This is a genomic window from Streptomyces peucetius (assembly GCF_025854275.1).
GTDB lineage: Bacteria > Actinomycetota > Actinomycetes > Streptomycetales > Streptomycetaceae > Streptomyces > Streptomyces peucetius_A.
Window position 1 is genome coordinate 408192 of the sequence record NZ_CP107567.1, and the last position, 23088, is coordinate 431279.

The 23088-nt window shown below is 72.8% G+C and carries 22 protein-coding genes; 7 read left to right on the plus strand and 15 right to left on the minus strand.

Annotation, left to right across the window (positions count from 1 at the left end):
• Nucleotides 1-65 precede the first annotated feature (65 nt).
• The 5 genes from OGH68_RS01945 to OGH68_RS01965 form a co-directional block, all read right to left on the minus strand.
• The gene (locus OGH68_RS01945) at nt 66-2075 is read right to left on the minus strand and encodes a fructose-specific PTS transporter subunit EIIC (RefSeq protein WP_264241522.1); all 2010 of its coding nucleotides are present in this window, start codon (nt 2073-2075) and stop codon (nt 66-68) included.
• A 145-nt stretch (nt 2076-2220) separates the two neighbouring features.
• Nucleotides 2221-3168 (minus strand): 1-phosphofructokinase, encoded by a 948-nt coding sequence (gene pfkB / locus OGH68_RS01950; RefSeq protein WP_264241523.1) that lies wholly within the window; start codon nt 3166-3168, stop codon nt 2221-2223.
• Nucleotides 3165-3926 (minus strand): DeoR/GlpR family DNA-binding transcription regulator, encoded by a 762-nt coding sequence (locus OGH68_RS01955; protein WP_264241524.1) that lies wholly within the window; start codon nt 3924-3926, stop codon nt 3165-3167. Before OGH68_RS01955 ends, pfkB begins: the two co-directional genes overlap by 4 nt.
• Before the next feature lie 137 nt (nt 3927-4063).
• Nucleotides 4064-4792: a polysaccharide deacetylase family protein gene (locus OGH68_RS01960; protein ID WP_413470919.1), complete on the minus strand. Its 729-nt coding sequence runs from the start codon at nt 4790-4792 to the stop codon at nt 4064-4066.
• 5 nt (nt 4793-4797) lie between these two features.
• Nucleotides 4798-5664, minus strand: a complete 867-nt coding sequence (locus OGH68_RS01965) for a DMT family transporter (protein ID WP_264241526.1) — start codon at nt 5662-5664, stop codon at nt 4798-4800.
• 284 nt (nt 5665-5948) lie between these two features.
• On the opposite strand from OGH68_RS01965, the gene OGH68_RS01970 reads away from it, so the two are divergent.
• Nucleotides 5949-7070, plus strand: a complete 1122-nt coding sequence (locus OGH68_RS01970) for an MGDG synthase family glycosyltransferase (RefSeq protein ID WP_264241527.1) — start codon at nt 5949-5951, stop codon at nt 7068-7070.
• Nucleotides 7071-7096: 26 nt separating this feature from the next.
• Here OGH68_RS01970 and OGH68_RS01975 read toward each other — a convergent pair whose 3' ends face one another.
• From OGH68_RS01975 to OGH68_RS01985, 3 genes are read right to left on the minus strand one after another with little or no spacing between them, the layout of a single operon-like run.
• Nucleotides 7097-7900: an SDR family NAD(P)-dependent oxidoreductase gene (locus OGH68_RS01975; protein WP_264241528.1), complete on the minus strand. Its 804-nt coding sequence runs from the start codon at nt 7898-7900 to the stop codon at nt 7097-7099.
• A 16-nt stretch (nt 7901-7916) separates the two neighbouring features.
• Nucleotides 7917-8408 (minus strand): hypothetical protein, encoded by a 492-nt coding sequence (locus tag OGH68_RS01980; RefSeq protein WP_264241529.1) that lies wholly within the window; start codon nt 8406-8408, stop codon nt 7917-7919.
• A complete protein-coding gene (locus OGH68_RS01985; protein WP_264241530.1) occupies nt 8405-10894 on the minus strand; it encodes a molybdopterin oxidoreductase family protein in 2490 nt (829 codons plus the stop codon). Before OGH68_RS01985 ends, OGH68_RS01980 begins: the two co-directional genes overlap by 4 nt.
• A gap of 237 nt (nt 10895-11131) precedes the next feature.
• Between OGH68_RS01985 and ctaD the strand changes: the two genes are divergently transcribed.
• The 5 genes from ctaD to OGH68_RS02010 all read left to right on the plus strand — a co-directional run bounded on the left by ctaD (nt 11132) and on the right by OGH68_RS02010 (nt 16252).
• Nucleotides 11132-12892, plus strand: a complete 1761-nt coding sequence (gene ctaD, locus OGH68_RS01990; RefSeq protein ID WP_264241531.1) for a cytochrome c oxidase subunit I — start codon at nt 11132-11134, stop codon at nt 12890-12892.
• Nucleotides 12893-12900: 8 nt separating this feature from the next.
• Entirely contained in the window at nt 12901-13251 is a 351-nt protein-coding gene (locus OGH68_RS01995) for a hypothetical protein (RefSeq protein ID WP_264241532.1), read from the plus strand.
• Nucleotides 13252-13303: 52 nt separating this feature from the next.
• Nucleotides 13304-14185 (plus strand): oxygenase MpaB family protein, encoded by an 882-nt coding sequence (locus OGH68_RS02000; RefSeq protein WP_264241533.1) that lies wholly within the window; start codon nt 13304-13306, stop codon nt 14183-14185.
• Between the two features lie 141 nt (nt 14186-14326).
• Nucleotides 14327-15151 (plus strand): PP2C family protein-serine/threonine phosphatase, encoded by an 825-nt coding sequence (locus OGH68_RS02005; RefSeq protein WP_264241534.1) that lies wholly within the window; start codon nt 14327-14329, stop codon nt 15149-15151.
• A gap of 102 nt (nt 15152-15253) precedes the next feature.
• The gene (locus OGH68_RS02010) at nt 15254-16252 is read left to right on the plus strand and encodes an MASE1 domain-containing protein (protein WP_264241535.1); all 999 of its coding nucleotides are present in this window, start codon (nt 15254-15256) and stop codon (nt 16250-16252) included.
• Nucleotides 16253-16304: 52 nt separating this feature from the next.
• On the opposite strand, the gene OGH68_RS02015 is transcribed toward OGH68_RS02010, so the two are convergent.
• From OGH68_RS02015 to OGH68_RS02025, 3 genes are all read right to left on the minus strand, one after another.
• Entirely contained in the window at nt 16305-16832 is a 528-nt protein-coding gene (locus tag OGH68_RS02015; protein ID WP_264241536.1) for a transglycosylase SLT domain-containing protein, read from the minus strand.
• A 384-nt stretch (nt 16833-17216) separates the two neighbouring features.
• A complete protein-coding gene (locus tag OGH68_RS02020) occupies nt 17217-17837 on the minus strand; it encodes an L-threonylcarbamoyladenylate synthase (protein ID WP_264241537.1) in 621 nt (206 codons plus the stop codon).
• A gap of 113 nt (nt 17838-17950) precedes the next feature.
• Entirely contained in the window at nt 17951-18829 is an 879-nt protein-coding gene (locus OGH68_RS02025) for an SDR family oxidoreductase (RefSeq protein ID WP_264241539.1), read from the minus strand.
• A 110-nt stretch (nt 18830-18939) separates the two neighbouring features.
• Between OGH68_RS02025 and OGH68_RS02030 the strand changes: the two genes are divergently transcribed.
• Entirely contained in the window at nt 18940-19356 is a 417-nt protein-coding gene (locus tag OGH68_RS02030; RefSeq protein WP_264241541.1) for a winged helix-turn-helix transcriptional regulator, read from the plus strand.
• A 96-nt stretch (nt 19357-19452) separates the two neighbouring features.
• Here the strand turns inward: OGH68_RS02030 and OGH68_RS02035 are convergent, their stop codons facing one another.
• From OGH68_RS02035 to OGH68_RS02050, 4 genes are read right to left on the minus strand one after another with little or no spacing between them, the layout of a single operon-like run.
• A complete protein-coding gene (locus tag OGH68_RS02035) occupies nt 19453-20256 on the minus strand; it encodes an SDR family oxidoreductase (protein WP_264241543.1) in 804 nt (267 codons plus the stop codon).
• Between the two features lie 9 nt (nt 20257-20265).
• Nucleotides 20266-21363: an NAD(P)H-dependent flavin oxidoreductase gene (locus tag OGH68_RS02040; protein WP_264241544.1), complete on the minus strand. Its 1098-nt coding sequence runs from the start codon at nt 21361-21363 to the stop codon at nt 20266-20268.
• Nucleotides 21360-22121 carry a CoA-transferase subunit beta gene (locus tag OGH68_RS02045; RefSeq protein ID WP_264241546.1) on the minus strand — a complete coding sequence of 254 codons (762 nt, stop codon included), beginning with the start codon at nt 22119-22121 and terminating at the stop codon, nt 21360-21362. Before OGH68_RS02045 ends, OGH68_RS02040 begins: the two co-directional genes overlap by 4 nt.
• On the minus strand, nt 22118-23014 hold the full coding sequence (locus OGH68_RS02050; RefSeq protein ID WP_264241547.1) for a CoA transferase subunit A: 897 nt from the start codon (nt 23012-23014) through the stop codon (nt 22118-22120). The genes OGH68_RS02045 and OGH68_RS02050 overlap by 4 nt, the downstream gene beginning before the upstream one ends.
• Nucleotides 23015-23088: the final 74 nt, after the last annotated feature.

A 23088-nucleotide genomic window follows, 5' to 3' on the forward strand; every position in this document is an offset into this window, starting at 1 on the left:
CGGGCCGGGCCGGGGCCGGCGCCCCGGGCGGGTCCGGCCCGGGGCGGAGCCCCGGGCCGGGCCGGTCATGCGGCTGCGGGGACCTTCGCGTCCGCGGCCGCCGCGACGGCGGCCGGGGTGGTGTCCGCCGTGGTCTCCGGCTTGCGGCGGCTCTTGAGAAGGACCACCAGGGCGGCGGTGACCACCGTGCCGGCCGCGACGGCCAGCAGATAGAGCAGTGGCTGTCCGATCAGCGGGACGACGAAGATGCCGCCGTGCGGTGCGCGCAGCGTCGCGTCGAACGCCATCGACAGGGCGCCGGTGACGGCTCCGCCGGCCATCGCGGAGGGGATCACGCGCAGCGGGTCCGCCGCGGCGAACGGGATGGCGCCCTCGCTGATGAAGGAGGCGCCGAGGACCCAGGCCGCCTTGCCGTTGTCCCGCTCCGTCTTCGTGAACAGCTTCCCGCGTACGGTCGTCGCCAGGGCCATGCCCAGCGGCGGGACCATACCGGCCGCCATCACGGCGGCCATGACCTTGAGGCTGCCGTCGGTGGGGTTGGCGAGGCCGCCGACGGCGAAGGCGTAGGCCACCTTGTTGACCGGGCCGCCGAGGTCGAAGCACATCATGAGGCCGAGCAGGACCCCGAGCAGTACGGCGTTGCCGCCGGACAGGCCGCTCAGCCAGTCGGTCATGGCCTTCTGCAGGGCGGCGATGGGCTTGCCGACGACGACGAACATCAGGAATCCGACGACGGCGGACGAGATCAGCGGGATCACGACCACCGGCATCACGCCGCGCAGCACGGACGGGACGCGGACACGCTGGATGGCCATCACCACCGCGCCCGCGATGAGACCGGCGGCGAGTCCGCCGAGGAAGCCCGCCTCGATGGTGACCGCGAGGGCGCCGCCGACGAAGCCCGGTACGAGCCCGGGCCGGTCGGCCATGCCGTAGGCGATGTACCCGGCGAGTACGGGGACCAGGAAGCCGAACGCGGCGCCGCCGATCTGGAACATGAGCGCGGCCCAGCTCGCGGTCTCGGTCCACACGAAGTGGTCGGCGACGGACGGGGCGCTGTTGATCTCGTAGCCGCCGATGGCGAACGCCAGCGCGATGAGCAGGCCGCCCGCGGCGACGAACGGCACCATGTAACTGACGCCCGTCATCAGCCACTTGCGCAGACGGGTGCCGAAGTGGTCGCCGGGGGCGCCGACGTCCATGGGCGCCGGGCCGGCCGCCGCGGAGCCGGTGATCTCGCCGCGTTCGGCCCTGCCGCGTACGTCGGCGATGAGCTCGGCGGGCCGGTTGATGGCGGCCTTGACCCCGACGTCGACGGTGGGCTTGCCGGCGAACCGGCCCTTCTCCCTGACCTCCACGTCGTGGGCGAGGATCACGGCGTCGGCGGCCGCGATCACACCCGGGTCGAGCCGGGTGAATCCGGCCGAGCCCTGGGTCTCGACGACGACTTCGACGCCCGCCGCCTCGCCCGCCTTCTGGAGCGACTCGGCGGCCATGTAGGTGTGGGCGATCCCGGTGGGGCAGGAGGTGACGGCCACGATCCGGAAGGGCTCGGCCGCGGCGGCGGCCGACGCGGGCGCCGGGGCGGCCGGGGCCTCGTCGGCCTCCGGCCCGCTCGGGGCCTCGGCCGGGGGCTCCTCCCCGCGGATGAGCGCCGCGACCGCGGCCGGGTCGCGCTCGGCGCGGAGGGCGTCGGTGAACCCGGGGTCCATGAGCCGCCGGGCCAGCGAGGACAGGATCGTCAGATGGTCGTCGTCCGCGCCCGCCGGCGCGGCTATCAGGAAGATCAGGTCGGCGGGCCCGTCGGGGGCGCCGAAGTCGATGCCGGAGGCGCTGCGGCCGAAGGCGAGCGTCGGGGCGGTGACGTGCTCGCTGCGGCAGTGCGGAATGCCGATGCCGCCGTCGAGCCCGGTGGGCATCTGGGCCTCGCGTGCCGCCACATCGGCGAGGAAGCCGTCGATGTCAGTGACGCGGCCGGCGGCCACCATCCGCTCGGCGAGGGACCGTGCGGCGGCTTGCTTGGTCTCGGCGGACAGGTCGACGTCGACCAGTCCTGCGGTGATCAACTCACTCATCACGCGGCTCCTTGCTCGCGAACCGCCCGTGGGGCGGTGATGGGACGTGGTGGTGCGGCGCCCGCCGGGCGGGCCGTGGCGGGGACGGCGCGGTGGGGCCGCGCTCCGGTACGAGGGGGACGGTGGGCCCGGCCCGGACGGACGGTCATGACGCCGGCTCCCCGAGCACGCGGTCCAGGGGGACGGAACCGGTGACGGTGACCGCCGCCGGGTCCAGGTCGGCGGGTGTGGGCATGACGCTGCCCGGCAGCTGGACGGCGGCGGTCCCATGGGCGACCGCGGCCGCGAGGGCGGCGGGCCCGTGGCCGCCGGCGGTGAGGAAGCCCGCGAGGGAGGCGTCCCCGGCTCCGACGTTGCTGCGGACGGCGTCGGCGGGCGCGTGGCCGAACCAGGTGCCGCTGTCGTCGACGAGCAGCTGGCCGTCCGCGCCCAGGCTGGCGAGGACCGCCGCCGCTCCCCGCTCGCGCAGTTCCTCCGCCGCCTTGACGGCGTCGCCGACGGTGGCGAGGGGGCGGCCGACGGCTTCGGCGAGTTCCTCGGCGTTGGGCTTGACCACGTCGGGCCGCTCCTGCAGCGCCGCGGTCAGGGCGGCGCCGGAGGTGTCGAGGGCGACCCGGGCACCGGCCCGGTGGATGCGGGCGACCAGCTCGGCGTACCACTCGGGTCGCAGACCGGGCGGCAGGCTGCCGCAGCAGGCGATCCAGTCGGCGTCGGCGGAGCGGTTCCGTACGGCCTCCAGCAGCGCCTCGGCCTCGGCGGGGGCGAGGTCCGGGCCGGCCGCGTTGACCTTGGTGAGGGTGCCGTCGGGTTCGACGAGCGTGATGTTGACGCGGGTCGAACCGGCGACGGGTACGCCTGCGGCCTCGATGCCGTGCTCCCCGAGCAGCCGGTCGAGCAGCGCGCCCTCGGGGCCGCCGAGCGGTACGACGGCCACGGTGCGGTGACCGGCGGCGGCCACGGCCCGGGAGACGTTGACGCCCTTGCCGCCGGGGTCGACCCGGTCCCTGGCGGCGCGCAGCACGGCTCCGCGGTCCAGGGACGGCAGTTCGTAGGTGCGGTCCAGGCTGGGGTTCGGGGTGATGGTGAGGATCATGCGCGGACGACCTCCGTGCCCTGCGCCTCGATGGCGCGGGCGTCGTCGGGGCTGAGTCCCGTGTCGGTGATCAGCAGGTCCACGTCCGCGAGATCGCCGAAGCGGGCGAAGTGCTGCTGCCCGAACTTGGCCGAGTCGGCCAGCAGGACGACCCTGCGGGCGGCGGCGACCGCGGCCCGCTTGACCGCCGCCTCCGCCAGGTCGGGGGTGGTCAGGCCGCCGTCGACGGCGAAGCCGTTGGTGGCGAGGAAGACGACGTCGGCCTTGATCTCCGCGTACGCGCGCAGCGCCCAGGCGTCGACGGCGGCGCGGGTGCGGTGCCTCACCCGGCCTCCGACCAGGTGGAGGGCGATGCCCGGGTGGTCGGCGAGCCGGGCGGCGACGGGCAGCGCGTGGGTCACGACCGTCAGCGCCGACTCCATCGGAAGCTCGGCGGCGAGCCGGGCGGCGGTGGTGCCGGCGTCGAGGATGACGCTGCCGTCGACGGGGAGTTCGGCGAGCGCGGCGAGCGCGATGCGCTCCTTCTCGTCGGCGGCGACCGTGTCGCGCTCCGCGAGGTCGGGCTCGAAGTCGAGGTGACCGACCGGGATGGCGCCGCCGTGCACACGCCGCACCAGCCCCGCCCGGTCGAGGGCCTTGAGGTCGCGCCGCACGGTCTCGGCGGTGACCTGGAACTCCTCGGCGAGGGACAGCACATCCACCCGGCCGCTGTCGCGGGCCAGGCGCATGATCTCCTGCTGACGCTCCGCTGCGAACATGTGGTTTTACATCCGTTTCAATGACCGACTCTGTGGTTTTCCTGGATGCTACGCCCGCCCCACCGAGAAGTAAACAGATTCGGGCATGCAAACAGACAGAAACAGGCCGTGATACCGATCCCGGCAAAACGGACAGGTCAGCGGACGGGTACGCCGTGATCGCACAGCCGTCCCACCGCCAGCCCGCGCGCCCGGCAGTCCGCGACGATCAGCGGCAGGGCCCCGAGGGCCGCCCGCCACGACCCGGCGGCGCTGGTCACGTCGGAATCGTGCAGCAGCACGGTGGCTCCGCCGCGCAGCGTCCGCCCCACCTCGGCGCGCACGCTGTCCGGTGTGGCCACGGCCGTCCAGTCCCGGCCCCACGAGCTCCACAGCACCGGACGCAGACCGGCGGCACGGGCGGCGTTCCACCGTCCGCCGGTGAGGATTCCGTACGCCGGCCGGTACCAGACCGGGCGCCTCCCGCAGACCTCCCCGATCAGCTCCGCCGTCCGCGCCAGGTCCCGTACGTCCCGCCCGGGCCGCGGGCACCACGGCCGGTCGTGGCGCCAGCCGTGGACCGCCAGTTCATGGCCTTCCGCCGCCATCCGCGCGCCCAGCCCGGGCTGCTCCGCGAGCCGGCCGCCCAGTACGAAGAAGGTGGCCCGCACGGCCAGCTCGTCCAGGGCCCGCAGGAAGTGCGGGGTGGTACGGGGGTCGGGCCCGTCGTCGAAGGTGAGCGCCACCCGGGCCGGATCTCCGCGCCCGTCGAGCACCGGGGCGAGCGCCCCGCGGACACCGGGGAGCCAGGTCACGGCCGGCCCGATGTGCGCACCGGCGAGGGCGACGGCCGCCGCCGCCAGGGCACCGGCCGGTCCGCTCCCCACCCGCGTCACCACTTCCCCCCACCGCCCGGGCCCTCCGCCAGCAGGGGGGACCTGGACAGCCCCACACAACCGGCGACCAGCAGGCCGAGCGCCACCGCCTCGAACGGTGTACGCCAGCCCAGCCGCACCCCCTCGTCGAAGATCACCACACCGAGGACCACGCTCAGCAGCGCGTCGCCCAGCGTGAGGGCCGGCTGCGAAGCGGCCAGCGTGCCCGCCCGGAGCGTCACCTGGAGGAGCACGAAGCTCCCGATGCCGAGGCCCACGGCCGCGTACGGCTGCCAGGCCGCCAGCACCGCGCCGATCCCGTCCGGGAGCCGGCCGAACGCGTCCTTCAGCAGTGCCGCGGTGCAGGCGAAACCGATCGCGGTCGCCGTGCCCAGCACCGCGGCGCGCGCCGCGGACGGCAGCCGCGAGGACACCGCGATCAGCAGCCCTGCCACGGCCGCCACGGCGATCCCGGTCCACACCCAGTGCACCACCAGCGCGGTCTCGCGACCGCCGGTCGGGGCGGCCAGGGCGAGGAAGCCGCCGAGACCGACCGACATGGCGGCGAACGCCGCCCAGGCCCGCCGGTCGGGCCGCCTCCGGAACACGACGCCTCCCACGACGAGGGTGAAGAGCAGTTCCGTGCTCATCACCGGCTGCACCACGGACAGTGGCCCGGTGGCCAGGGCCAGCGCCTGGCAGATTCCCGAGAACCCCAGCAGTGCCGCGCCCCAGACCCACACGCGCTGCCGCAGCAGCGCGGCCGTCGACGCCCTCCCGCCCTTCGTGCCGCCGAGGTCCGCGGCCGCGCGCCGCTGCAGCACGGAGGCGGCCGCGTTGCCGAGCGCGGCGAGCAGGGCCAGAGCGACGGACAGCGCCATCATCGGGGCGGGTCCTGCCTGGACGGCCGGGGTCCTGCCCGGCCTTCCTCGCCCCGGCGGCGGCCGGCCGCCCGCGACCGGCAGAACCAAGGGCACATGCGGACCTCCCGATGTCATGACCGAGCACGCCCAGCCTGTCGGCTCCGCGACCCGCCGCCGTGCGGCAGCAGGCAGCGGGGCCCCCGATTCACCCGATCGGCCCCGCCGGTCGGCCCCCGGGCGCCGTGGGCGCGCGACCATGGACCGACGAAGATCCAACCGGCGCACCGGCGCCGAGGAGGTGCCCCATGACCCGGCGCTTCATGGTGCTCAGTGCCGGTATGGGCGCCGGCCACGACGCGGTCGCGGGCGAACTGGCCCGCCGGCTCGGCGCACAGGGCCACCAGGTGCTGGTGCACGATGTGCTGACCCTGCTGCCGGCCGGAGCCGGGCGGGCGCTGCGCTCGTCGTACCGCTTCGCCGTACGGCATGCGCCCTTCCTCTACGCGGGAGTGCACGCACTGTTCCTCGCGCCGGGCGGGGACGACGGCCGGGCCGGGGACGGGACACCGGGCGGGCGGCCGGGCCGGAGCAGGCTGCTGGACGTGTCGCCGCTGCCCGCGCTCGCCGAAGGCCGGCTCAGTGCCCTGGTACGCGAGTGGCGGCCGGACGCCGTCGTCTCCACGTTCCATCTCGCCGCCCAGATCACCGGCCGGATGCGGGGCCGCGGCACCCTGCCCGTCCCCAGCGCGGTGTTCGTCACGGACTTCGCCCTGCACCGCGGCTGGTTCCATCCGGACAACGACCTCTACCTCTGTGTCACGGAGTCCTGCGCGGAGGCGGTCCGCTCGGCGACCGGGGCCCGCACGGCGGTCCCGGGGCCGGTGGTGCCACCGGAGTTCGGCCGGCCGCCGGACACCGGCACGCCGGACCCTGGCACGCCGGGCCGGCCGGAGGTCCTGATCTGCACGGGAGCGTGGGGCGTCGGCTCCGGACTGATCCGTACCGCGCAGGCGCTGGCCGGCCACGGCTGTCTGCCGGTACTGCTGTGCGGCCGGGACGAACGGCTGCGCCGCAGGGCGGGTGCGGTGCCCGGCACGATCGCGCTCGGCTGGGTGGACGACCTGCCCCGGCGGATGGCGTCCGCGCGGCTCCTCGTCGACAACGCCGCGGGCCAGACGGCGGTGCAGGCCCTCGCCGCGGGCCTTCCCGTCGTCGGCTACCGGCCGCTGGCAGGGCACGGGGCCACCGGCGTACGGGCCATGGCGGCGGAGGGTCTGACGGCGTCGGCCAGCAGTCTCGGCGAACTGCTTTGGCGGGCCGACGAGTTGCTGGCGCCCGGCCCGGTGCGGGAGGCGCAGCTCGCCCGTGCGGCGGCCCTGTTCCGCGACGACGCGGCACGCTTCGTCGCGGAACTGGCAGCGGCCTGAGCGGGCGCCGGTCCCGGCGCCGCCACTCAGCCGAAGCGCGCGGCGAGACGCCGGAAGACCACCGGCACCGCGCCGTGGATGCGCGTCGGCAGCTTCAGCCACCGGGGGATGAACACCTCGTCCCGGTTGCGCCGCACGACCGCGCGCCACACCTCTTCCGCGACCTGTGCGGCGGGAACGGGTTTCGGGGTGGACCGGCGGTAGGGAGTGCCGCGCCGCTCGAAGAAGGGAGTGTCGACGATGGCCGGCAGCATCAGGCAGATCTCCACGCCGCTGCCCCTCAGCTCGTAGCGGAGGCTCTCGGCGAAGGCGCCGAGCGCCGCCTTGGCCGCCGAGTACACCGCTTCGTCCGCGACACCGACGGCTCCGGCGAGGGAACCCATGAGCACGAGCCGCCCCCTCCCCCGGGCGACCATCGGCGGCAGCAGCCGGCGCACCAGGTGGACCACGGACGCCAGGTCGACGGCGAGCATCTCGTCGATCACCTTGGGCGGCATGGCGGTGAACGGCCCGGCCCAGCCGATGCCCGCCGCCGCCACGAGGACGTCCACGTGCCCGGCGGACCCGAGGGCCGTACGGGCGAGGTGCGCGGCGCCGGCCGGGTCGGCCAGGTCGGCCGCCAGCGCGACTCCTCCGGTGCGGCTCGCCACCTCGGCGAGGCGCTCCGTATCGCGTCCGTGCAGCAGCAGGCGCCAGCCCGGGGCGGCGGCGAAGCGGTGCGCGACGGCCGCGCCGATCCCGGAGGAGGCGCCGGTGATCAGTACCACCGGCGCCTCCGGTCTTCTCGTCGGCTCCTCGGGCGCCGCGGGCGCCCCGGACGGCACAGACATCAGTTGCCCCTCAGGATCACAGGCTGGTCAGCAGCTGCGGCGAAAGGTTCTTGATCATGGTGTTGGTCCAGCGCATCTGCCGGAGCGTCTGCGGATGGCACGACGACGCGAGGTCCAGCAGCCGGGGATCCTTCGAGGCCTGTCCGGCCTGGGCGAGCATCTCCCAGTAGAGCGAGTTCTCGGAGGCGTCCAGATGCAGGTCGCGCAGATCGCGCAGGAGCAGCAGGCCCGGCTCCGGGCGGTGTCCGACGGCCCGCGCCGCCCTCTCCCTCACCATCGTCAGCAGTGCCTGCGGCGGCTTCGACGGGGGCTCGTCGAGGTCGAGACCGTAGGCGCGGCCGGTGAGGGCCAGCCTCTGGACGTGCTCCCGGGACCAGCCGGCGAGGTCCTTGGCGACATGGTGGACCTCGTGCTCGGTGCGGTGACGGTCGGCCACCGCGAGCAGTTCACCGGCCAGGTGGCGTTCGCCGTGGTGGAGGACCCGGAGGGCGAGAGTGATGCCGTTCATCGTGAACCGCCTTCCTGCGGGACCCGGTTCTCGTCCGTCGTCTGCAGTACGCGGGCGTCCGGCCCGCCTTCCGTCGCCGGTACGCCGGAGCCGGGGCCGGGCTCGGAGGCGGTGGTGGTGGGAGCCGGGGAGTGCTGCCCGCCGCCCTTCGCCACGAGGGTGAGGGCAGCGGCGGCGGTCTTGAACAGCGGCTGTTTGGACGCCGGGTCCCAGTCGGTGACGGTCGTCTCGTTGGCGGCGCGTCCGGGTGTCGTGGCGTCCGGTCCGTAGCCGGCGGGTGTGTCCCAGTAGCCGTAGTGGAAGGGCACGAACAGCGCGCCCTGCCGTAGGCCCGTGACGCGCAGCCGGCCCCTCAGGGCGCCGCGCGGCGTGGAGACCTCGACGAGGTCGCCCTCCTCCAGCTCCCGCGCGGCGGCGTCCGCCTCAGAGATCTCCACCCACACCTCGGGCGCAGCCGCGTTCAACTGGGGCGCGCGGGCGGTCTTGGTGCGGGTGTGGAAGTGGTAGACGGTGCGCCCGGTCGTCAGCTGGAAGGGGTGGTCCTGGCTCGGTGCCTCGTGCAGCGGCATGAACCCGGCCGCCTTGATCATCGCCTTGCCGTCCGGGTTGAGGGAGCGGTACTCGACGACACCGGAGGACGCGCCGGTCAGCAGGTCCTTGCCGTAGTTCTCGCAGTCGTCGGGGTGCGCCCAGCTGATGCCTTCCGTGTACAGGCGTGGTGTGCCGTCGGGCGCGTCCTCCGTGCAGGGCCACTGGATCCCGCTGGCACCGCGCAGCCGGCCGTAGGTGAGGCCCGTGTAGTCGCACGGCCGGCCGGCGCTGCAGCGCTTCCACGCCTCGAACGCCGACTCGGGGCCGGTCCAGGAGACCAGCGGTGCCCCGTCCTTGTCACGGAAGTCCATGCGGGCGGCGTAGTCGAGGAAGATGTCCAGGTCCGGGCGTGCTTCGCCCGGCGGCTCCACGGCCTTGTCGGACAGGTGCACCGTACGGTCGGCATTGGTGAACGTGCCGGTCTTCTCGCCCCAGGTCGCGGCGGGCAGGACGACGTCCGCGAGCTGTGCCGTCTCGGTGAGGAACAGGTCCTGGACGACGGTGAACAGCCGGTCCTGGGACAGGATCGAGCGGATGCGGGAGAGCTCGGGAAGGGAGACGGCCGGGTTGGTTCCGCTGATCCACAGCATGCGGATCGAGCCCTGTTCGGCGTAGCGGAACATCTGCATGGCGTGGGTGGGCGGCGCGTAGTGCGGGATCGTGGTGGGTTCGACGTTCCACACCTTCGCCAGCTCGGCCACGTGCTGGTCGTTCTCCCAGTTGCGGAAGCCCGGCAGATCGCCGTTGGCGCCGCATTCGCGGGTGTTCTGGGCGGTGGGCTGCCCGTTCATCTGCAGCAGGCCGGCGCCCGGCCGTCCGAGCATGCCCCGGATCAGATGCAGGTTGTTGATCTGGACGGCGGCGGCGGTGGCCTGGTGGGACTGGTAGACGCCCTGCAGCACCGTGGACAGGAGCCGGTCGGTGGTGCCGACGACCTCCGCCGCCTCGGTGATCAGCCGGGCGGGCACGTCGCAGATGGCGGACGCCCATTCCGCGGTGCAGTCCTTGACCCGGTCGGCCAGTTCCTCGAATCCGACCGTGTGCGCCTCGATGTACGCGTGGTCGACCCGGTCGTGACGGATCGTCTCGTGCAGCAGGGCGTTGAGCAGCGCCACGTTCGTGCCGATGCGCGGGGCCAGGTGGACTGTCGACCGGCGGGCCACCCGCGTGGGCCGCGGGTCGACGCACACCAGACGCGGCGGGTCCGCGCCCTCCAGCCGGTCGAGGATGCGCATCCACTGCACGGGCTGCGTCTCGGCGAGGTTGTGGCCGAAGAGCGCGATGACGTCGGCGTGGTCGATGTCGTCGTAGGTGCCGGGCTGGCCGTCGCAGCCGAAGGACTCCTTGAGCGCCTCGGCGGCGGTGGAGGTGCACAGACGGGTGTTGCCGTCGAGGTGGTTCGTCCCGATGCCGGCCCGGGCGAGCACCGCGAGCGTGTAGTACTCCTCCAGGAACAGCTGGCCCGAGGTGTAGAAGCCGATGGATCCGGGACCGCGTTCGTCGAGGAGTCCGCGGGAGCGGGAGACGATCCGGCCCATCGCCGTCTCCCAGTCGCTCTCCACCAGCCGCCCGCCCTCACGGACCAGCGGCCGCGTCAGCCGGTCGGGCGAAGCGTTCGCCTGCCAGGCGTACAGGTCCTTGGGGCCGAGCCTGCCGCGGTTGACGCGATCGATCGCCCGTCCGCGCACACCGACGATGCGGCCGTCCCGTACGGCGATGTCCATGGCGTCCCCGTCCGAGTGAAGGATGGACGCCGACTGCACCCACCGTTCCACGTCGTCCGCCGCGACCCCCTCGGCCAGGTGGGTGTCCACCCGCGTCGGCCACTGCCCGTGTCGCGCGTACGGGGTACGGCCTCCCCAGGGCTGGGCGATCCGGTCCACCGAAGCATCCACCTCGCACCTCCCGTGTCACGGCCGGTACGGGGCGCACCGACCGCACAGGAGTACCCGGCATCCGGAACTCGTAACGCCGGGCCCGGCGGGGCCCGTCACTCCGATGGCGGATGTCGTGGACTGCCCGTAAGGGCGCACACATATACATTGCACCGGTATAGGTCATAGGGGTCGCCGCCTGTGGGTGCATCTGCGCCTGAACCAGAGCAGAAGGCACCCGAACGTACGGGAGTTCGTGTGGCATCTGAGTCAGGTCCTCGCCTCGACGTGCAGTCGGAGGACGCGTACGAGAACGAACTGCCGGTGCAGCGCAGGCAGCCCGGCAACGTCGTGATCAAGTGGCTGACGACCACCGACCACAAGACGATCGGCACGCTCTACATGTCGACCGCGTTCGGCTTCTTCCTGATCGGCGGCCTGATGGCGCTCTTCATGCGCGCCGAACTGGCCCGGCCGGGCACGCAGATCATGTCGAACGAGCAGTTCAACCAGGCGTTCACGATGCACGGCACAGTGATGCTGCTGATGTTCGCGACGCCGCTGTTCGCCGGATTCGCAAACTGGATCATGCCGCTGCAGATCGGCGCGCCGGACGTGGCGTTCCCGCGGCTGAACATGTTCGCGTACTGGCTGTACCTCTTCGGCTCGCTGATCGCGGTGGCCGGCTTCCTCACCCCGCAGGGCGCCGCCGACTTCGGCTGGTTCGCCTACTCCCCGCTGAACGACGCCGTGCACACACCGGGTGTCGGCGCCGACATGTGGATCATGGGTCTGGCCTTCTCCGGCTTCGGCACGATCCTCGGTTCGGTCAACTTCATCAGCACGATCATCTGCATGCGTGCCCCCGGCATGACGATGTTCCGGATGCCGATGTTCACCTGGACCGTGCTGCTGACCGGTGTACTGGTCCTGCTGGCCTTCCCGGTGCTCGCCGCGGCGCTGTTCGCCCTGGAGGCGGACCGCAAGTTCGGCGCCCACGTCTTCGACCCGGCCAACGGCGGCGCGCTGCTGTGGCAGCACCTCTTCTGGTTCTTCGGCCATCCGGAGGTGTACATCATCGCCCTGCCGTTCTTCGGCATCGTCTCGGAGATCATTCCGGTCTTCTCCCGCAAGCCGCTGTTCGGTTACATCGGCCTGGTGGGCGCGACGATCGCGATCGCCGGTCTGTCGGTGACGGTGTGGGCGCACCACATGTACGTCACCGGCGGAGTGCTGCTGCCGTTCTTCTCGTTCATGACGTTCCTCATCGCCGTACCGACCGGCGTGAAGTTCTTCAACTGGATCGGCACGATGTGGAAGGGCACTCTCTCGTTCGAGACACCGATGCTGTGGGCCGTCGGATTCCTCGTGACGTTCCTGTTCGGCGGCCTGACCGGCATCATCCTGGCGTCGCCGCCGCTGGACTTCCACGTCTCCGACTCGTACTTCGTCGTCGCGCACTTCCACTACGTCGTCTTCGGCACCGTGGTCTTCGCGATGTTCGCCGGGTTCCACTTCTGGTGGCCGAAGTTCACCGGCAAGATGCTGGACGAGCGGCTCGGCAAGATCACCTTCTGGACACTGTTCACCGGCTTCCACGGCACCTTCCTGGTGCAGCACTGGCTGGGTGCGGAAGGCATGCCGCGGCGTTACGCGGACTACCTCGCCGCCGACGGCTTCACCGCGCTGAACACGGTCTCCACGATCGCCTCGTTCCTGCTCGGCGCCTCGATGCTGCCGTTCATGTACAACGTCTGGAAGACCGCGAAGTACGGCAGGAAGCTCGAGGTCGACGACCCGTGGGGCTACGGCCGTTCGCTCGAGTGGGCGACCTCGTGTCCGCCGCCGCGGCACAACTTCACCACGCTGCCGCGCATCCGCAGCGAATCGCCGGCGTTCGACCTGCACCACCCCGGCATCGCCACCCTCGACGAGGTTACGGACGCGGGACGGCGCGACGTCTACGAGCCCGGGCGGGGAGTCGCACCACCGCTCGGCGAGGACAAGGACGGAAGGTGAGGGGCCGGGTGCGGCAGCCCGAGGCGGAGGCCGCCGCGGGGATCGCCGAGCTCGAGGGCTATCTGCTCGCGCAGAGCCGGGTGCGGGAGGCGGAGCGGGAGGCGGAGGAGTTCGCCGGCCGGATGCCGTGGCTGACCAGCGCACAGCGCGAGGAGGTCGTCCGCCTCTACACCGAGGACCGTATCGCCCTGTCACGGCGCGTACTCAAGGCTCTGGTCTCCCGGGCCGACGAGCTGCGGTCCGAGTACACCGCGCGCTACGAGGAGCTCAAACGCCGGCTGCTGTGTGCGAGCGTCGCGGCGCTGCTCGGCTCGACGGCCCTGTGCGTGCTCGCGGGGCTGCTGGCCGTCCACCGCTGACGCGGGCCCCGGCGGCCGGAGGGTTCGCGGCGACAGGGGCGATACTTGAGGAATGAACAGCCCGGCGCACCGGATCCCGAGTGTGCGGCGACAGCTGGGCAGCAGCCTCTTCGCCCGTGTCGCAGGCCCCTCGGGTCCCGAGAACCGTACCCGTATCCATGACACACCGGGGCCGCGCTGGTTCGGGCCCGACCGGCCGATCCGCACCGTCCACGGCGACGCCTCCATGTTCATCGGCGGGCTGAGCGCCCTGCTGCTGCAGTCGCTGCATCCGCTGGCCATGGCCGCCGTCGCCGCGCACTCCGGTTACCGGGGCGACCCGTGGGGGCGGCTCCAGCGCACCAGCACGTTCCTCGCGGTGACGACGTACGGGACGGCGGACGACGCGCGCGACGCGGTTCAGTCCGTGCGGGCCGTCCACGCGCGCGTGGCCGGCCTGACGGGGTCGGGCGAGCCGTACCACGCCTCGGACCCGCATCTCCTGGGCTGGGTGCACGTCGCCGAGGTCCACACCTTCCTGTCCGCGCATCAGCGCTACGGGAAGCATCCGCTGGACGCGGCCGGCTGCGACGGGTACGTCGCCGACACGGCACGGGTCGCCGAGGCCCTCGGTGTGATCGACCCGCCGCGCGACCGTGCCGGGCTGTCCGAGCGGCTCGCCGCGTACCGCCCCGAACTCCGGGCCACGCGGGAGGCACGGGAGGCCGCCCGCTTCATGCTCCTCCACCCGCCGCTGCCCTGGGTGGCGCGAGCTCCGTACGCGGTCCTGGCCGCGAACGCGGTCGCTCTGCTGCCGCCATGGGCCAGGAAGCCGCTCGGACTGCCGTACGCGCCGGCCGTGGAGAGGCGCTGCGTGCATCCGACCGGGACGGTGCTGACCGGCACCATCCGGTGGGCCATGGCGCCCCCTCCCCCGCCCTCCGGGCAGGTCTGAGGCGGGGGCCGTCACCCCGGGCGGTGCCCGGCCGACGGAAATACAATGAACGCGGGCTGCAGCGGCCCAGCCGGGACGGTTCCACCGTGCGCCGCACGGGCACCGCGCCGGTCGACCTTCGGCCGCAGTTCGGAGAGGTCCATGACCCGGCGTCGTCCCGCGCGATCGGCGACCGCGGACGAGATGCTCGCCACGCTCGGGCGGCTCACCGACCGCGCGCGGCAGGGCGCCGAGCGGCACAAGGCCCGCGTCGAACTGGCCGAGGCCCTGCAGCGCTCGATGCTGCCGGCCTGCCTGCCCACCGTGCCGGGCCTGCGGGTCGCCGCGGAATACGCGCCGGCCAGGAACGGTCTGGACATCGGCGGCGACTGGTACGACGGTTTCGTCCTCCCCGACGGCTCGCTCGGGCTGTCGATCGGTGACGTGCAGGGCCACGACGTGGAGGCAGCGGCTTTCATGGGGCAGGTCCGCATCGGCCTGCGCGCCGTCGCCATGGCCACCACCGACCCGGGCGAGGTGCTGCGCCGGGCCAACGAGTTGCTGCTCTCCGTCGACCACGGGCTCTTCGCGACCTGCAGCTTCCTGCGCTACGACCCCGCGCTCCGCGAGCTCCGGAGCGCCCGCGCCGGTCATGTGCCGGCCCTGTGGGCGACGGCCGACGGGCAGGGCGGGGTCGTCGAGGACGAGGCGGGTGTGCCGCTCGGCATCCTTCCCGGCGAGGTGTATCCGGTGGCGAGCCGCCGCCTGCCCGCGGGCGGCGCGTTCGTCCTGCTCACCGACGGTGTCGTGGAGGGTCCCTCGTACCCGATCGAGGCGGGGCTGGAAGCGGTGACCGACGTGGTCCGTTCCGCGGCCCGCCGCGGCACGGCCGCGGAACGGCTGGCGGAGCAGGTGATGGGCACGGCGGCGTTCACCGATCACACGGATGACGCAGCGGTCCTCGTCCTGCTCCAGGACACGGCGTAGGCAGCCTCGGCGGTCGCGGGAGGGCCCGCGTCCGGCAAGTTCGCGGCCCCGGCCGCGCGTGTCACGAGGACGGAGGGACACGGACGCTGTGTGATGACATGCGTGGTCCGCAGCGAAAAAGTCCGACCCCGCGCCGCAGCACTGCTGCGTATCCTCGCCGTCGCCGGTGCCTACTGGGCCGGCGGCCGGATCGGCCTCCTCCAGCAGGTGGTCATCGAGGGCGCGGTCGTCACACCCCTGTGGCCGCCCACCGGCATCGCCCTGAGCTGTCTGCTGTGGGCGGGGGCAGGGGTGTGGCCCGGGATCGCGCTCGGCGCGCTCCTCAGCATCGCCACGATCGACACCGTCGACCCGGCCGCCGTCGGCATCCTGGCCGGCAACACGCTCGCCCCGCTGTGCGCGTATCTGATGCTGCGGCGGATCGGCTTCCACACCCGGCTCGACCGGCTCCGGGACGGGCTGGCGCTGGTGTTCCTGGGGGCCCTGGGCGGGATGCTGGTCAGCGCGACGCTCGGCGCGGGGACGCTGGTGCTGAGCGGGTCGCTGCCGCTCGGCGAGTTCTGGCCGGTGTGGTCGGCGTGGTGGGCCGGGGACGCGATGGGCGTCCTGGTGATCACCCCGCTGCTGCTGGTGCTGCGCCGGGCGCGGCTGCCGCGCGACACCCGGGCGTGGTGGTGGACGGAGGCCGCGGCGCTCTCCGTGACGGCGGTGGCCGTGACGCTGGTGGCCACGCGGGCCGACCTGTCACTGCTGTTCCTGGTGTTCCCGGTGCTGATCTGGGCGGCGCTGCGGTTCCAGCTGCCCGGCTCCGCGCCGTGCGCGCTGCTGATCTCGGTGCTGGCGATCTCGGCGGCGACCGACGACTCCGGCGTGTTCGACGACCACGGCATGCTGAAGGCCATGGTCGTCCTGCAGGCGCTCAACGGGTCCGCGGCCCTGACCGGACTGCTGCTGGCGGCGATCGTCGCCGAGCAGAACGCCGTCCGCCGCAAGATCGAGCTGGCCTGCTCGGCCCTCGCCGAGGTCGTGGACCAGATCGCGCCCGGCGAGACGGCGCACCTGTGGCCGCCGCCGGACGGCACCAAGCGCCTGGAGGGGTAGGTCCCGCCTCCGCGGCGGCGGGTGCGGGACCTCGAAGGCGGACTGCGACGGATCAGTAGGCGGAGTCGACGTTGTCGATGGAGCCGTACTTGTCGGCCGCGTAGTTCGCGGCCGCGGTGATGTTGGCCACCGGGTCGGTCAGGTCACGCGGGGTGCCCTCGACGTGGTAGGCGTCGAAGGTCGGCTGGATGACCTGCAGCAGCCCCTTGGACGGGGTGCCGTTCTGCGCGTTGACGTCCCAGTTGTTCTGGGCGTCCGGGTTGCCGCTGGACTCCCGCATGATGTTGCGGTGCAGGCCCTCGTAGGTGCCGGGGATGCCCTCGGCCTTCATGATGTCGAGCGCCTCCTTGATCCAGCCGTCGAGGTTGTCGGCGTAGACCTTCTTGCTCTGCTTCGGCTTGTCCGCCTTCTCCGCGGCCGGGACGCCGACCGTCACCGAGGCCGACGTGGCCGGGGCCGCGTGAGCGGGAGAGGGGGCCAGGGTGAGCGCCACTGCCGCGGCGCCCGCCGCGGCGATGCCGGTGAACGAGAGCTTGCGGAAGCGGGCGGTACCGGTGGTGCTGCGCGTGAAGGCGGTCATACGGAAGGGACTCCAAGGGGGACGTCGTGGGGCCGACCGGGAGACGGTTCGGCGGCGGAGGCGGATGGTCGTCCGCGACGTCAGCCATGGTTAGAGGCAGCCCGAGCCCAAGGCAAGAATGTGACCTACTACCCCACTACAGAGGAATGTCCGGAAAACCGCCATGCGAGCCCTTGGTCACGGTTCGAGACGGGATCGGCTGCTACTACCGGGCCTAGGACGTGACGTGGCCCCTATGCCCGGTGTCACAGCGGGGGACCCCTGACGGCACCGTCCGGCCCGGCGTACGGCGCGCGGATCAAGGGGCGCGCCGTACACGGAACCGGCGGTGACCGGACCGTGGAACGGTCCGGTCACCGCCGGCGCGGTTCACTCCTCGTGCGGCTACTCGAAGCGTGCGGCGTCGCCCGCTCCGCGCCGCACGACCTCGGGTTCGCCGCCGGAGAAGTCGACGACCGTGGTCGGCTCGGTGCCGCAGTCGCCGGAGTCGACCACGGCGTCCACCACATGGTCGAGCCGCTCCTTGATCTCCCAGCCCTGCGTCAGCGGCTCCTCCTCGTCGGGCAGGAGCAAGGTGCTGGAGAGCAGCGGCTCGCCGAGTTCGGCGACCAGTGCCTGAGCGACGACGTGGTCGGGGATGCGGACACCGACGGTCTTCTTCTTCGGGTGCAGCAGCTGGCGCGGCACCTCCTTCGTCGCCGGAAGGATGAAGGTGTAACTCCCGGGCGTCGCCGCCTTGATCGCCCGGAACACGTCGTTGTCGACGTGCACGAACTGCCCCAGCTGGGCGAAGTTCTGACACACCAGCGTGAAGTGGTGGCGCTCGTCCAGATTGCGGATGGACCTGATCCGTCCGATGCCGTCACGGCTGCCCAGCCGGCATCCCAGCGCGAAGCAGGAGTCCGTCGGATACGCCACGAGCGCGCCGGCTCTGATGCTGTCCGCCACGGTGCTGATGGTGCGTCGCTGAGGGTTCTCGGGGTGCACGTCGAAGTACTTCGCCATCCGCCGAGTCTAGGGCGTCCCGGGCGGCCCGGGGGCCGGTCGCGTCCGGCCCCGCCCTCCGGGTCCTGCCGGGCCCGGCCCACCGGGTCCCGGCAGGGTGGGCGATCCCGGCGTCAGCGGGCCGTACCCGACGGCTCGCCGTCCAGCGCGGTGGCGATGCTGTCGGCGATCGGCGTCGTCGGCCGGCCGATCAGACGGCGCAGGTCGCCGCTGCCGCCCTGGAGCAAGTCCCGCCGGACGGCGCTGACATCGACGTCGACGAGGATCTCGGCCAGCGGCTCCGGGACACCGGCGCCGGTGAGGACGGAGCGGTGCACGTCTGCGGGGACGTCCTGGTACGCCACCTCCCGGCCGGACTGCTCGGACAGCGCGGCGGCGTACTCCGCCAGGGTCCAGGCGTGGTCGCCGCTGAGCTCGTACGCCTTGCCGTCGTGGCCGTCGCTGGTGAGGACGACGGCTGCGGCGGCCGCGTAGTCGGCGCGGGAGGCGGAGCCGACGCGGCCGTCGCCGGCGCTGCCGACGATCCCGTGCTCGAGCTGCACCGGGATCTGGGCGGTGTAGTTCTCGCTGTACCAGCCGTTGCGGAGGAAGGTGTACGGCAGGCCGGAGTCGAGAACGGCCTGTTCGGTGGCCCGGTGCTCGTCGGCGAGCTTGAAGGCGGCCGCGGGGCCGCCGAGGACGCCGGTGTACACGAGCCTGGCCACGCCGGCCGCCTTGGCGGCGTCGATGACCGCGGTGTGCTGCGGGACGCGCTGTCCGACCTCGCTGCCGGAGATCAGCAGGACGGTGTCACCGGCTCCGAAGACGTCCGCGAGGGTCCCCGGCCTGCTGTAGTCGGCCACGCGCAGCTCCACGCCGCGCTCCGCCAGGGGGGCGGCCTTCGCCTTGTCCCGTACGACGGCGACGATCTGCTCGGCGGGAACCCTGGCCAGCAGCTCCTCGATGACGAGGCGGCCCAGCTGCCCGGTGGCTCCGGTGACGACGATGCTCATGTCTGTGCTGCTCCTGTAGTGCGTGCTTGGTCGCCTGAGGCGAGGACCCCACTAACGCTAAAGGGGGTACTAACCAATCGGAAGTACGCACTTTCGGGTAAGCTACTGACATGAGCGTGAGAAACGAGACCGTCGCCGCTCAGCTCCGGGCGCCCGACGTCAATGCCGCGGACTGCCCCTCACGGCTGGTCCTGGAGCACGTCACCAGCCGCTGGGCGGTGCTCCTGCTCGCCACACTGCTCGACGGCACGCACCGATTCAGCGAACTGCGCCGCACGGTAGGCGGGGTGAGCGAGAAGATGCTCGCGCAGACGCTGCAGACCCTGGAACGGGACGGCTTCGTCCACCGCGAGGCACATCCGGTCATCCCGCCGCGCGTCGAGTACTCCCTCACGCCCCTCGGCGAGGAGGCCGCCCGCCAGGTGTGGGCGCTGGCACGCTGGGCGGAGTCACGGGTGCCTGAGGTGCTGGCCGCGCGCGAGGTCCACGACCGGGAGAAGGACAGCGCCGCGAAGGCCCGGGGCTGACGCCCGCCGCTGCCCGGCGAAGGGGCCTCCGCAGGCCGCCCCTTGCGCCCGTGAGCCGGACGCCGGGGTCAGGAATGCCGGGTCAGGGGTGCCGGGTCAGGGGTGCCGGCTGCTGACGGAGACGACCTCGCCGGTCATGTAGGACGCGTAGTCGCTGGCCAGGAAGACCATGACGTTGGCGATCTCCCACGGCTCCGCGGCACGGCCGAACGCCTCGCGGGAGCTGAGCTCGGACAGCAGTTCGTCGCTGGTGACCTTGGCGAGGTGCGCGTGCATCGCGATGCTCGGCGCGACGGCGTTGACGCGGATGCCGTGCTGCGCGACGTCCAGGGCGCTGCACCGGGTCAGCGCCATCACACCGGCCTTGGCGGCGGCGTAGTGGGCCTGGCCCCGCTGGGCGCGCCAGCCGATCACCGAGGCGTTGTTGACGATCACGCCGCGCCCGGCGGGGATCATATGGCGCAGGACCGAGCGGGTGGCCTTGAAGGTACTGGTGAGGGTGACGGCCAGGACGGTGTCCCACTGGCGGTCCGTCATGTCGACGACGCTGGCCGTGCCGCCGAGGCCCGCATTGTTCACCAGGACGTCGATGCCTCCGCACTCCGCCGCCGCCGTGTCCATCAGGCGGTCGATCTGCTCGCCGTCGGTGACGTCGCACGGGACGGCCAGGGGGCGGTCGCCGGTGAGCTCCTCGAGCCGGTCGGCGGCCGCCTTCAGTCGCTGTTCGTGCCGGTCGCTGATGGTCACACGGGCGCCCTCTTCCGCGCACCGCCGTGCGGCGGCGAAGCCGATGCCCGTGCCGGCGGCGGCAGTGACGACGACCGTGCGGCCGGCGAGCAGGCCGTGGCTCCCAGGGCCGGTTCCGGGGGGCGCCGCGGCGCGGTCGTTCGGTGCGGACATCCACACTCCTCAGCTCGAGGCGGAGCGATGGTCCGGTGCGCGGCCAAGACGCCTCAGGACCTCGTCCGCCGATGTCACGATCCTGGTGATGAGCTCTTCGCAGCTGGGCAGGTCGTCGATGAGGCCGACCACCTGACCGGTGGCCATGACCCCGATGTCGGCGCGCCCTTCGAGCAGGGCCGTGCGGTAGAGCATCGGCGCGTTGGCCGCCATCACGACCTGACTCCAGGTCAGGCCGTGTTCCCGCCTCATGGCCCGTCCCTCCCGCGCCAGGTCGGACCACCGCGCACCCGACAGCGCACGGAAGGCGACGGCGTTGCACAGGGCGCGCAGTGTCCGGCGGGGGCCCGAGCTGCTTTCGAGCCGGCCGATCGTGCCGGCTCGCAGGACGCGTTGGGGTATGCCGTCGATCTGCCGGGTCAGCACGGTGTCGGTGACGGTCCCGGCCAGGTAGACCTCTTTGACCTGGCGGGCGACCGGTGAGTCGCTGGTCAGCAGGAAGCGGGTGCCCATGGCGATCCCGTCGGCGCCGTACGCCAGGGCGGAGACCAGACCGCGTCCGTCGAAGTACCCGCCCGCGGCGATGACGGGGATGTCCACGGCGTCACGGACCTGCGGCAGCAGGAGGCTGGTCGGCACCGGACCCGTGTGCCCGCCGCCCTCTCCGCCCTGGACGAGGACCGCGTCGGCCCCCCAGTCGGCCACCTTCTCCGCGTGGCGCCGTGCGCCGACGGAGGGGACGACGACCAGGCCGCCGTCCTTGCAGCGGGCGACGAGTTCGGGCCGGGGAGCGAGGGCGAAGGAGACCACCCGCACGCCGCTGCGGATCAGCAGGTCGATGCGGTGGCCGATGTCGGGCTGGTCGGCGCGCACATTGACGCCGAACGGCCGGTCGGTGGCCGACCGGACGGCGGCGACGGCCTGTTCGAGCTCGGGGAGGCCGAGGAGACCGGCGGAGAGGATGCCCAGGCCGCCCGCTTCCGCGGTCGCCGCCGTCAGTGCCGCGTTCGAGACGTATCCCATGCCGGTCTGGACGATGGGGTACTCGACACCGAACAGCTCACAGGCCCGGGTGCGCAGCGCCGGGTGGAGCGTGGGCCGGCTCATGCCGGGACCTCGGCGTCACGCAGCCGCTCCGGGTCGATGACCTCCCGGACGAGCCGCAGTTCGCCGTGCGTGGGCAGCCGGGTCTCCGCCACGTCGTCGCCGTCGGTGAGCAGGGGGAATCCGGTGCGCTCGCGGACCTCGTCGACGCCGACCCCGGGGTGCACGGACACCAGGCGCAGGGCGCCCGACCGTGGCTCGAAGTCCAGTACGGCGAGTTCGGTGACCACTCTGCGCAGATCGTGGTGGCGGCGGGCGGCGGGTCCCGCCGCGGCCGCCGAGTCGGTGCCCACTCCCGCCACCATGTCGACCTCGGGCACCAGGACCCGGGGGGTGTGCCGGGGGACCCAGTAACTGACCGGGTGGCAGACGGTGTTGCCGGGGGCACCCCGGACCCCGACGAGCTGCGCCTTCGGCCTGGCGTACGGCCCGATGGCCGAGATGTTGACGTTGCCGTGGGCGTCGATCTGGGTGGGGATCATCATGGCGTGCCGCCTGCCGCTCCAGACGAGGTCGAAGACGGTCCGGAACGGCGACCAGCCCTCGATCGTGCCGTCGGCGGGTGCGCCGACCGGCCAGGTGCCCTGCACCAGATGGGCCTCGCCGTCGGTGAGCAGCAGGTCGGGCGAGAAGGTGTGCCGGGCGAGTCTGACGCCGATGGCCGGGATCGTGCCGAAGGCGCTGGCAAGGATCTCGCCGTTGTCGCGGAAGGCCTCCGCGCAGGCGACCGCGCAGACCTCGGCCCTGGTCGCGTCGCTCATACCGGCTTCCCCCCGGTGGTCGGCGCGGGCGCGGCCGCAATCACGGTCGCGGTCGTGGCCGGGCGCCGGTGGTGCGGCTCCGCGCCGGCGAGGTAGCGCCGGTGGAAGCCGGCCCATGCCTCCGGGTCGCCGGCCGCGGTGACGTACTCCCGCTGGAACGCCTCGTCCCGCTCGTAGTCGGGGACGCAGGAGGTGAAGTGTGCGCCGCCCGGGGCCTCGACGACCCCCTCCACGGCGAGGCGCCGGACGACGACGGTCGAGGGGTGGGCGCTCCGGGTGAGTTCGGCGGTCGGCACGATCCGTTCGCAGGAGACATAGGCGTGCTCGGCGGCGTTGCAGAACAAGTCGTCGAAGTACGGGTCGGGCCCCAGGGACTGGGCATTGCCCGCGGCGTCGGCGCGGTTCAGGTGCACCAGGGCGGCGTCGAGCGGGACGGCCGGCATGGCGACCAGTTCCTCGCCGCTGCCGTACGGGTCGGCCACGGTCCGCAGGCCCGGGTTCACCGTCATGACGTCCGAGCCGAGGCCCGCCCGGGTCGGCAGGAACGGCAGCCGCAGGGACGCCGCGTACAGGCCCCACTGGAGCATGCCCTCGTCGTACTCGGCGACCTCGATCCGGCCCGTCTGACGGGCTGCCCGGAAGTGCGGGTCGAGCGCGACGGTGTCCAGCGAGACGAAGCCGAAGACAAGCTTGCGGATCCGGCCGGCGGCGCAGAGCAGGCCGACGTCGGGGCCTCCGTACGAGACGACCGTCAGATCCGTCAGGTCGGACCGCAGGATCTCGCGCACCAGGGACATGGGTTTGCGACGTGATCCCCATCCGCCGATGCCGATGGTCATGCCGGACCGCAGCCGGCCCACCACCTGCTGACCGGTCATCCTTTTGTCGCGCATGTGCGGCTCCTGACGGCCCGTCGCCCGAAACTGAACCTAGCAAACGTTTGGTAGAAACATTAGGGTGGAGCTCC